The organism is Mesorhizobium sp. M7A.F.Ca.US.002.01.1.1 (genome assembly GCF_004022955.1).
In the GTDB taxonomy this organism is placed as follows: domain Bacteria; phylum Pseudomonadota; class Alphaproteobacteria; order Rhizobiales; family Rhizobiaceae; genus Mesorhizobium; species Mesorhizobium ciceri.
In genome coordinates this window covers 1-9,354 of sequence record NZ_RZQE01000224.1, presented here as the reverse complement: position 1 = coordinate 9,354, position 9,354 = coordinate 1, and the positions used below count along the sequence as shown (strand labels likewise).

Genomic DNA, 9,354 nt, shown 5'->3' with positions numbered 1-9,354 from the left:
GGCGGGGTCAATGAAGGCCTCATCACCACGCCGGAGGCGCCGTTCGGCGGCGTCAAGGAATCCGGCCTCGGCAAGGAAGGCGGGCATCAGGGCATCGAGGATTATCTCGACACCAAATATGTCTGCATCGGCGGCCTCGGCCTCTGATAGGCTATCCCTGGGATGGGGAGGCCGATGGCCTGCCCATCTCTCATGGAAAAACCAGCCGAAGTCTTCTGGATCAACTGGCATTTACGGGCATGGCGATGAAGGACGGCGAGGTTTTCGGCACGACGCAGGCTGGCGAGCAGGTGCGTCGCTTCACGATCAGGGGCGGCGGCATCACAGCCAACATCATCGGTCTGGGCGCGATCATCCAGGATTTGCGCCTGACCGGGCACGATGCTCCGCTGGTGCTCGGCTATGACAGTCTGGAAGGCTACGAGACGGATACGGCCTTCTTCGGTGCGGTCGTCGGCCGCTATGCCAACCGCATCCGCGACGGCCGCTTCACCATTGGCGGCAGCCGCTACCAGACCGAGCAAAACTTCCTCGACAAGCATACGCTGCATGGCGGCTCGCAAGGTTACTCCCACCGGGCGTGGACGGTTTCCTTGCATGGCAGGGATTTCGTCACGCTGACGCTGCACGATCCCGACGGCACGATGGGTTTTCCCGGCGCGCTCGACGTCACCTGCACCTACCGGCTGAAGATCCCCGGCACGCTCAGCGTCGAGCTGACCGCCACCTGCGAGGAGCCGACGCTGTGCAATCTCACCCAGCATTCCTATTTCAACCTGGATGATGGCGGCGCAGGCGACATTCTCGACCACAGGATGATGCTGAATGCCGGCGCCTACCTGCCGGTCGATGGCGACATGATCCCCACAGGCGTGGTCAAGCCGGTTGACGGCACGCCATTCGATTTCCGCCAGGCGCGGCCGCTGCGCATGGAAACCGAGGGTGATCAACTGCCCTACGACCAGAATTTCTGCCTTGCTTCGGCACGCGGGCCGCTCAAGCAGGCGGCATGGACGCAAGGCGCCAGTTCCGGTGTCGAGATGGAGGTCTGGACCACCGAGCCCGGCGTCCAGCTCTATACCGGCCAGTATGTGACGCCGCGCACCGGGCTGGAAGGGCGGAACTACAAGGCCTTTTGCGGCTTCTGCCTGGAGCCGCAGATTTGGCCGGACGCGCCGAACCGGCCTTATTTCCCGCAAGCAACGCTGTGGCCGGGCGCGATCTACCACCACGTCACGGAATACAGGTTCCGCCTGCCCTAGTTTTTCCGACCTTAGCCTTCGAAAGCCGCCCGCAGCGTCTCGAACGGCGCCAGCGCGCCGCGCACTTGCACCACGGCGGCGGCGACACGATGCGCACGGCGCGCGGCTTCCTGCGGGTCGTGGCCGGCAAGACGAGCCGCAAGATAGCCGCCGTTGAACGAATCGCCGGCGCCGGTCGTATCGGCGGGGGCGGCGACATGGATCGCCGGGACTTCGCGTAGTGTTTCTCCTTGGGCAATCAGGGCGGGCTGCTCGCCGTTCTTGACGACGACCTCGCTAACCAGTTGCCTGAGTCGCTTTGCGGTCGCTTGCGGTGTTGCATCGCCAAACAGCATCTGCTCGTCGGGGAAAGTCGGCAATGCGATGTCGGTGGCGGCAAGGGCTTCGACGATCGCTGCCTGTGCATCCTCGCGATTGCGCCAAAGCCGCGGCCGGTAGTTGGGATCGAAGGCGACAAGTGAACCGGCCGAGCGCGCCTTGGCGACGGCCGCCAGCAATACGGCGCGCGCGGCCTCATCCAGAATTGCCAAAGTGATTCCGGAAAAATAGACAAGCGCCTGATTTACCAGGTTTTTCGACAATGCAACCGGGTCTGAGGCGAGCTGCCGCGCGGCGGCGTCGCCGCGCCAGTAGGTGAAGGAACGCTCGGCCCCGGTCAGCGTGATGGCATAGAGGCCAGGCCGTGCGCCCGCTATGATCGGGCTGGAGCCGATGCCGATGCCGTTCTGGCCTAAGAAATCGATCTGGGCTTGCGAGAACGGATCGTCGCCGAAGGCCGAGACATAGGTTGCCGGCCGCTCAGTGCTCAGCGCGTGCAGCGCCCACAGCGTGTTGAACGTGTCGCCGGCAAAGCCCATGCGCCAGTTCGGTCCGGTCTGGCCCGACAGTTCGAGCATGCATTCGCCGATCGAGGCGACGCCGGTTCCCGCCATCTACAATCCTCCAGTGCTTCCCGGTGCTGTAGCTTTTTGCCATCGGCAGCGCCATGCTTGGCAAGCAGGGTTTTTTCCGCCACAGCGTTTTCCCACAGGCTGGCGGGATGCGATCCGTTCGGCAGAGCGTTGTCTGCAGAAGAGGAACCGGTTTGGCATCGATATGGCGTTATCTTCTGGCGGGTCTTGGTCTGGCTGCCTTGCTGGTCGGCATTCTCGCGGTCGTCTTCCTGGCGGCGCCGCGTTCGTCGCTGCCAGCCGGCCCGGATGTCGCGCGGACGAAGAAAACCGACAACGGGCTGTACGTGGCGAGTTTCGTGCCGGAACGGGGCGTGGTGCGGCAGGGCGAACTGGAATCCTGGCTGCTGACCCTGAAGACAAAGACAGGGGCTTCGGTGGAGCGCGCCGCGATCGCCATCTCCGGCGGCATGCCGCAACACAATCACGGCCTGCCGACCAGCCCGCAGGTCACCGATTACCTGGGCGAAGGCCGTTACCGCATCGAGGGGCTGAAATTCACCATGAGCGGCTGGTGGCAACTTCGTTTCGCCATCTCATCCGGCGCCGGCTCCGATACCGTACTGTTCAACGTGGTGCTGTGAGCGATCGATGAAGCGCCTTTTCCGCTTTCTGGCGCTGATGGTCGCCGTCGTCCTCGTGGGCTGCGGCAAGCCTGATTTTTCCGACGCAGAAAAGAAGACTATCGCTTCGCTGGCGCTGTCGTCGCTGCCGGCGCTCAAGGCCGACACCACCAATCGTTTTGCCGACGTGCCGGCCGCCGCCGCACTCGGCTCGACGCTGTTCTTCGATCAGGGCATGAGCGGTGACGGGTCGGTATCCTGTTCGCCCTGCCACAAGATCGACCGCCAGTTCCAGGACGACCTGCCGCAGGCGGTCGGCGTCGGCCACACCAACCGGCGCACCATGCCGCTGGCGGGCGTGGCGCACGATCCCTGGTTCTTCTGGGATGGCCGTCGCGACAGCCTGTGGGCGCAAGCGTTGACGCCGCTCGAAAATCCGCTGGAGCAGGCGGGAAACCGCGCTGCCTACGCGCATTACATCAAGGCGCGCTTCGGCGAGCGCTATGAGCGCATTTTTGGGCCGCTGCCCGATTTTTCCGGCATGCCGTTGAATGCCAGCCCACTTGGAAACGATGCCGAGAAAGCAGCCTGGCATGCCATGAGCAGCGCGCAGCGCGACGCCATCAACGGTGTCTTCGTCAATATCGGCAAGGCGATTGCCGCCTTCGAACGCTCGATAGCGCCAGCGCCAGCGCGCTTCGACCGCTTTGCGCTGGACCTCGCCACCGGTGCCGAGCCGAAGGGCGATGCTGTCTTTTCCAAACAAGAAATCCTTGGGCTTAAACTGTTCATCGGCAAGGCCAATTGCGTGACCTGTCACAACGGCCCGCGCTTCACCGACAACAGCTTTCACAACACCGGCGTGCCGCCTGTTGCGGGCCTGCCGCCGGATCGCGGCCGCATCGATGCCGTGCACCAAGTCGAGGCCGACCCGTTCAACTGCCTTGGCGCCTATCGGGACGGCGAGGTTGCCGCCTGCGGCGAACTGCGCTTCATGGTCAAGAATGCGCCACAACTCATCCGCGCCTACAAGACGCCGTCTCTGCGCGGTGCGGCAACGCGACCGCCCTATATGCATGCGGGGCAGTTTTCGTCGCTCGACGAGGTCGTGGCGCATTATGCGAAGGCCGCGCCCAGCGTCGAAGGGGTATCAGAGGTTCACCCGTTGGAGCTTTCAGACCGAGAACGCGCTGCTCTGGTGGCGTTCTTGAAGACGCTTTCGGAGTGATCTACCGGTCCTTCACGGTCTCCATCGCTACAAAGGTCGAGGTCTGGGCGACATGGGGCAGGGCCGAGATGCGCTCGCCGAGGACGCGGCGGTAGGCGGCGATGTCCCTGGTGCGGACTTTCAGCAGATAATCGAAGCTCGACGCCATCATGTGGCACTGTTCGATCTCCGGCACAGCCTGTACGGACCGGTTGAAGGCGTCGAGCGCGGCGGATCTGGTGTCGGACAATTTCACCTGGACGAATGCGACATGGCCTTCGCCCATGCGCTCGCGGTCGACGATCGCCTGGTAGCCTCTGATATAGCCGTCCTTCTCAAGCCGCTTCACCCGCGCCTGCACCGGCGTCTTCGACAGGCCGACCTTTGCGGCCAGTTCTGACATGGAAAGCCGGCCGTCGCTTGCAAGTGCGGCCAGGATATTCCGATCTATGCGGTCCAATTGGTCTTCTGTCATCGAAATCGCAGTCCAAATGTCAATTATATGCCGCTAGGATAGATCGAATGACCTCCAATGTCGATTTCTTTGGACCGGCCGAAATTTTGCACTTGTGCTAGCTTGCGCCATTCGGTCCGGTGACCGCCGGCCCGATCCCCTTTGCTCGATCCACGGGACCGCCATGCCAGCGCTCGATGCCATCCGCCAGCAGATCCGCGCCAACTACCTGCCCGACGAAGACGAGGCCGTGAAGCGGCTTGCCGAGGCGACGGGGCTCTCCGGGAAAGACCGCAAGGCGATCTCGGCTCGCGCCGCCGATCTGGTGCGCGCGGTGCGCGGTTCGTCGGATCCAAGGCTGATGGAAGTCTTCCTCTCCGCTTACGGTCTCTCCACCAAGGAAGGCGTGGCGCTGATGTGCCTGGCCGAGGCGCTGCTGCGCGTGCCCGATACCGAGACGATGGACGACCTCATCGCCGACAAGATCGCGCCGCACGACTGGTCGGCGCATTCGGGCGGTTCGAGCTCCATCTTCGTCAACGCCTCGACCTGGGCGCTGATGCTGACCGGCCGCGTCCTCGACGAAGGCGAGGGCGGCATCGAGGGCACGCTGCGTTCTATGGTGCGGCGGCTGGGCGAGCCGGTCATCCGCAAGGCGGTGGCCGCCGCCATGCGCGAGATGGGCGAGCAGTTCGTGCTCGGCCGCACCATCACTGAAGCCGTCAAGCGCGGCCGGCCTATGACCCAGAAGGGTTATCTCTATTCCTTCGACATGCTGGGCGAGGCGGCCCGCACCGAGGCCGACGCCTTGCGCTATCACAAGGCCTATGCCGACGCGATTTCGTCGCTCGATTCCGGCTCCAACGGTCCTGATATCAGGCAGAACCACGGCATCTCGGTCAAGCTTTCGGCACTGCATCCGCGCTACGAGGTGGCGCAGAAGGAAGAGATGCTGCCTGTGATGGCCGAGCGGCTTTTGTCGCTGGCGCTGGCCGCGCGCCACTCGCGCATGGGTCTCAACATCGATGCCGAGGAGGCCGACCGCCTCGATCTATCGCTCGACGTCATCGAGCGGGTGCTGGCCGAGCCGGAACTTGCCGGCTGGAACGGGTTTGGCGTGGTGGTGCAGGCGTATGGGCCACGCGCGGCCTTCGCCATCGACTGGCTCTATGCGCTGGCCAAGAAATACGACCGCAACATCATGGTTCGGCTGGTCAAGGGCGCCTATTGGGACACCGAGATCAAGCGGGGTCAGACGTTGGGACTCACCGGTTATCCCGTCTTCACCCGCAAGGCCAACACCGACGTCTCCTACATGGCTTGCGCGAAGAAGCTGCTTGGCATGACCGACCGCATCTATCCGCAGTTCGCCACCCACAACGCCCATACCGTCGCCGCCATCCTGTCGATGGCTGATAATAACCGCGATTCCTTCGAGTTCCAGCGCCTGCACGGCATGGGCGAGGCGCTGCACGAGACGGTGCGACGGTCCGAAGGCACGCGCTGCCGGATCTATGCGCCGGTCGGTGCGCATTCCGATCTGCTGGCCTATCTGGTGCGCCGGCTGCTGGAGAACGGCGCCAACTCCTCCTTCGTGCACCAGCTGACCGATGAGGATGTCGAGCCGGAGGACATTGCGCGCGATCCGCTCGAGACGGTCGAAAGCCAGGGTCCGGCAGCCAATCCGGCGATTGCCCGGCCTTCCCAGATTTTTGGAGCCGGGCGTCGCAATTCGAAAGGATTCGACATCACCGACACGGTGACGCTGGCGGCGATCGACAAGGCCAGGGCGGCCTTCGCCGGGCCGGATCGCTGGCATGCCAAGCCGATTACGCGGGCCGCCGGCTATGGCAAGCAGCGTCCGATCGTCAACCCGGCAAAGCCTTCCGAAGTGGTCGGCACGGTCAGCGAAGCAGCTGCCAAGCAAGTCGCGACCGCCGTGCGCTTTGCGGTGGAAGCGCAACCGGCCTGGGCGAAGCGTCCCGTCGCCGAGCGCGCCGCCATCCTCAACCGTGCCGCCGATCTCTATGAGGCGAATGCCGTCGAGTTCTTTGCACTCGCCACCCGCGAGGCCGGCAAATCGCTGGCCGACGGCGTCGCCGAGGTGCGTGAAGCCGTCGACTTCCTGCGCTACTACGCCACCGAAGCGGCCAATGCCGAGGTGGGCACGCAGGCGCGCGGCGCCATCGTCTGCATTTCGCCGTGGAATTTCCCGCTCGCCATCTTCACCGGCCAGATCGCGGCAGCGCTCGTCACCGGCAATTCGGTGATCGCCAAGCCGGCCGAGCAGACGCCGCTGATCGCCTTCCGCGCCGTCGAACTGCTGCGCGAGGCCGGCGTGCCGGAAGACGTCATCCAGTTGCTCCCTGGCGACGGCCCATCGGTCGGCGGGCCGCTCACCGCCGATCCACGCATCGCTGGCGTCTGCTTCACAGGTTCGACCGAGGTTGCCAAGCTGATCGAGAAGCAGCTGGCCGAGACGGCCGCGCCCGACGCCATGCTGATCGCCGAGACTGGCGGCCTCAACGCCATGATCGTCGATTCCACCGCGCTGCCCGAACAGGCGGTGCGCGATATCCTCGCCTCCGCCTTCCAGAGTGCCGGCCAGCGCTGTTCGGCGCTGCGCGTACTCTACGTGCAGAAGGACGTCGAGAAGAAGATGCTGGAGATGCTGAAGGGCGCCATGGAGGCGCTCAACGTCGGCGATCCCTGGCGGATTTCGACCGATGTCGGCCCGGTTATCGACGACGAGGCGCAAAGCTCGATCCGCGAGTATTGCACGAAGATGGGCCTGCAGGGCAGGCTGATCGCCAAGCTCGAGGCGCCCAGGGAAGGTCGCTTCGTCGCGCCGCATGTCTTCCGGGTCAAGGGTATCGAGGACATGGAGCGCGAGGTGTTCGGGCCGGTGCTGCATGTCGCCAGTTTCGACGCCGACCAGATCGACGCGGTCATCGCCGCCATCAACCGCAAGGGTTATGGCCTGACCTTCGGCCTGCACACCCGCATCGAGGGCCGCGTGCAGCATTTCGTCGATGGCATCCATGCCGGCAACATCTATGTCAACCGCAACCAGATCGGCGCCGTCGTCGGTTCGCAGCCGTTTGGCGGCGAGGGGCTTTCCGGCACCGGGCCGAAGGCCGGCGGTCCGCACTATCTCCGCCGCTTCCGCAAGGGGCCGGAGGCCGGCACCCATGTGCAGGACGGCCACAAGGTCACGGCGACCGAGCTTGCCGACAATCTGCCTGATCCCACACTTGGCGGCTGGTCGACGCGTCCGGACCGGATCGCCATTCTGAGGAAGCATCTGCGCGGCAAGGGTGCTGCGGCCATTGGTGCGGCCGCCGGCATCGATTTCGGCCAGGTCGACCTGCCCGGGCCGACCGGCGAAGCCAACACGCTCTCGCTGTCGCCACGTGGACGGGTGCTGTGCCTTGGTCCCGATGGTGATACGCTGCTGGCGCAGACGATCCAGGCGCTCGCCGCCGGCAACGCCGTGCTGGCCGTTGCGCCGGGTGCACCGGCAGCCCTTTCCGCTCTGACCGGCAAGGGCCTGCCGCTGGCCGCCATCGATGGCCGGCCTGATCCGGTCGAGGCACGCTCGCTGCGCGTCGATATCGTTGCTTTTTCCGGCACGCCAGAGGCCGCGCGCATCGTGCGCAGGGTTATCGCTGATCGCTCAGGCCCGATCGTGCCGCTGGTCAGCGAAGTGTTGAACCCGGCGGCTTATGCACATGAGCGGGCCGTCTGCGTCGACACCACCGCCGCGGGCGGCAATGCGAGCTTGCTGGCCGGAGCCTGACTCCGGCCGGTCGTTAGAGCCATTCACCGTTTCGTGGAAACAGTGAATGTCTCTATCTCTTTTGTTTTATGCATGTCGTTGTCCCAAACCGGGACCACTTTTGGGCGACATGCATTACGCGCCTTCGACGACCGAAAAACCCTCGAACTGGGGGTGGCCGAGATAGTGGACCTTCGTCGTGCCGACATTCCTGTGGGCGGCGCGGAAATTCTCGGACTTGGTCCAGGCGATGAAATCATCGTGGCTCGCCCACACCGTGTGCGATGCAAACAGCGTGTAGCCTTCGGTCTCGTTGACCGGGCCTCGCAGCAGGTGGAATTCGCGGAACCCCTTCATCTCCGCAAGGCTGGAATCGCGGTTCTTCCACAAGGCCTCGAAATCGTTCTCCGAGCCGGTCTGCACCTTGAAGCGGTTCATGGCGATGTACATGGCGGTTTCCTCTCACAGGGATGTTGATGATTTGCGGCCGCAGCGTTTTGTTCTGCGCACATTCAAAATGGGCCGATTTCGGTCTCGAACTCCAAACTTGCGCTTGCTGCCTGTGGTGGAATCGAAGGGAAGGGGGCTGCTTTGCGGATAATGCCAAGGGCCGCCTGATCGAAAGCCGCCGACCCTGAGGTCTCCAGGATGCGCAACTTATTTATGTTGCCCTTCCTGCCTATGACGAATTTAACAACCGCATTGTTGCGTGCCGCCAGTTGTAGGGACGGCGGCAGAGTGCGATTGACGCTGCCGAGCTTTCTAAAGACATCGCCGCGGTAGTTATCTTCCGCGGCAGTGCCTGCCTCGTTTTGCCTTTTGCCCTTGCTGGCCGCTTGCGCCGACAGGTCCTGGCCATCCGCCGTGCCGCGCTTTTCATCCGCCGTCTTTGAAGAGGCAGCTGGCGGACTGGGCCTCGCGCTGGGGATCGGCGGCTGTTCTGGAACGGCGACAGCCGGTTGCGGGCTGGGCACCAGTGCAACGTTTATTGCCGTCGGGTCCTTGTCCAGCGCGCTGCCGACCACGTTGGTGCCCGACTGATCACTGCCTTCCGGCTGCTCGGCATTCTGGGAACTCGAAATCCCCGAAGGCGAGATCAGAAAAGCCGCCGCCACGGCGGCGTGGAGCGCGCAGGAGACG

At 64.1% G+C, this 9,354-nt stretch carries 9 protein-coding genes; 5 read left to right on the top strand and 4 right to left on the bottom strand.

Annotation, left to right across the window (positions count from 1 at the left end):
• A partial coding sequence (locus tag EN932_RS20775; protein ID WP_128369031.1) for an aldehyde dehydrogenase family protein occupies window positions 1-147 on the top strand: 147 nt, incomplete at its 5' end.
• Window positions 148-239: 92 nt separating this feature from the next.
• On the top strand, window positions 240-1,262 hold the full coding sequence (locus EN932_RS20770; RefSeq protein WP_027160469.1) for an aldose epimerase family protein: 1,023 nt from the start codon (window positions 240-242) through the stop codon (window positions 1,260-1,262).
• 11 nt (window positions 1,263-1,273) lie between these two features.
• Here the strand turns inward: EN932_RS20770 and EN932_RS20765 are convergent, their stop codons facing one another.
• Window positions 1,274-2,194 carry a sugar kinase gene (locus tag EN932_RS20765; RefSeq protein ID WP_127370041.1) on the bottom strand — a complete coding sequence of 307 codons (921 nt, stop codon included), beginning with the start codon at window positions 2,192-2,194 and terminating at the stop codon, window positions 1,274-1,276.
• A 152-nt stretch (window positions 2,195-2,346) separates the two neighbouring features.
• On the opposite strand from EN932_RS20765, the gene EN932_RS20760 reads away from it, so the two are divergent.
• Entirely contained in the window at window positions 2,347-2,796 is a 450-nt protein-coding gene (locus EN932_RS20760) for a FixH family protein (protein WP_127385467.1), read from the top strand.
• Window positions 2,797-2,803: 7 nt separating this feature from the next.
• Window positions 2,804-4,003: a cytochrome c peroxidase gene (locus EN932_RS20755; protein ID WP_128369030.1), complete on the top strand. Its 1,200-nt coding sequence runs from the start codon at window positions 2,804-2,806 to the stop codon at window positions 4,001-4,003.
• Window position 4,004: 1 nt separating this feature from the next.
• Here the strand turns inward: EN932_RS20755 and EN932_RS20750 are convergent, their stop codons facing one another.
• Complete coding sequence (locus EN932_RS20750) at window positions 4,005-4,457, bottom strand: Lrp/AsnC ligand binding domain-containing protein (protein WP_013531233.1); 453 nt, start codon at window positions 4,455-4,457, stop codon at window positions 4,005-4,007.
• A gap of 163 nt (window positions 4,458-4,620) precedes the next feature.
• Here EN932_RS20750 and putA point away from each other — a divergent pair, with 163 nt between their 5' ends.
• Entirely contained in the window at window positions 4,621-8,235 is a 3,615-nt protein-coding gene (gene putA, locus EN932_RS20745; protein ID WP_127385464.1) for a bifunctional proline dehydrogenase/L-glutamate gamma-semialdehyde dehydrogenase PutA, read from the top strand.
• A 114-nt stretch (window positions 8,236-8,349) separates the two neighbouring features.
• Here putA and EN932_RS20735 read toward each other — a convergent pair whose 3' ends face one another.
• Together EN932_RS20735 and EN932_RS20730 are read right to left on the bottom strand one after the other, a co-directional pair.
• Window positions 8,350-8,664 carry an antibiotic biosynthesis monooxygenase gene (locus tag EN932_RS20735; protein WP_127370218.1) on the bottom strand — a complete coding sequence of 105 codons (315 nt, stop codon included), beginning with the start codon at window positions 8,662-8,664 and terminating at the stop codon, window positions 8,350-8,352.
• Between the two features lie 62 nt (window positions 8,665-8,726).
• On the bottom strand, window positions 8,727-9,354 hold a 628-nt coding region (locus tag EN932_RS20730), incomplete at its 5' end, for a TonB family protein (RefSeq protein WP_164890551.1).

Coding starts and splice junctions, on each gene's coding strand:
- EN932_RS20735 (WP_127370218.1), bottom strand. CDS start 8,664: ATGTACATCGCCATGAACCGCTTCAAGGTGCAGACCGGCTCGGAGAAC.
- EN932_RS20770 (WP_027160469.1), top strand. CDS start 240: ATGGCGATGAAGGACGGCGAGGTTTTCGGCACGACGCAGGCTGGCGAG.
- EN932_RS20750 (WP_013531233.1), bottom strand. CDS start 4,457: ATGACAGAAGACCAATTGGACCGCATAGATCGGAATATCCTGGCCGCA.
- putA (WP_127385464.1), top strand. CDS start 4,621: ATGCCAGCGCTCGATGCCATCCGCCAGCAGATCCGCGCCAACTACCTG.
- EN932_RS20755 (WP_128369030.1), top strand. CDS start 2,804: ATGAAGCGCCTTTTCCGCTTTCTGGCGCTGATGGTCGCCGTCGTCCTC.
- EN932_RS20765 (WP_127370041.1), bottom strand. CDS start 2,194: ATGGCGGGAACCGGCGTCGCCTCGATCGGCGAATGCATGCTCGAACTG.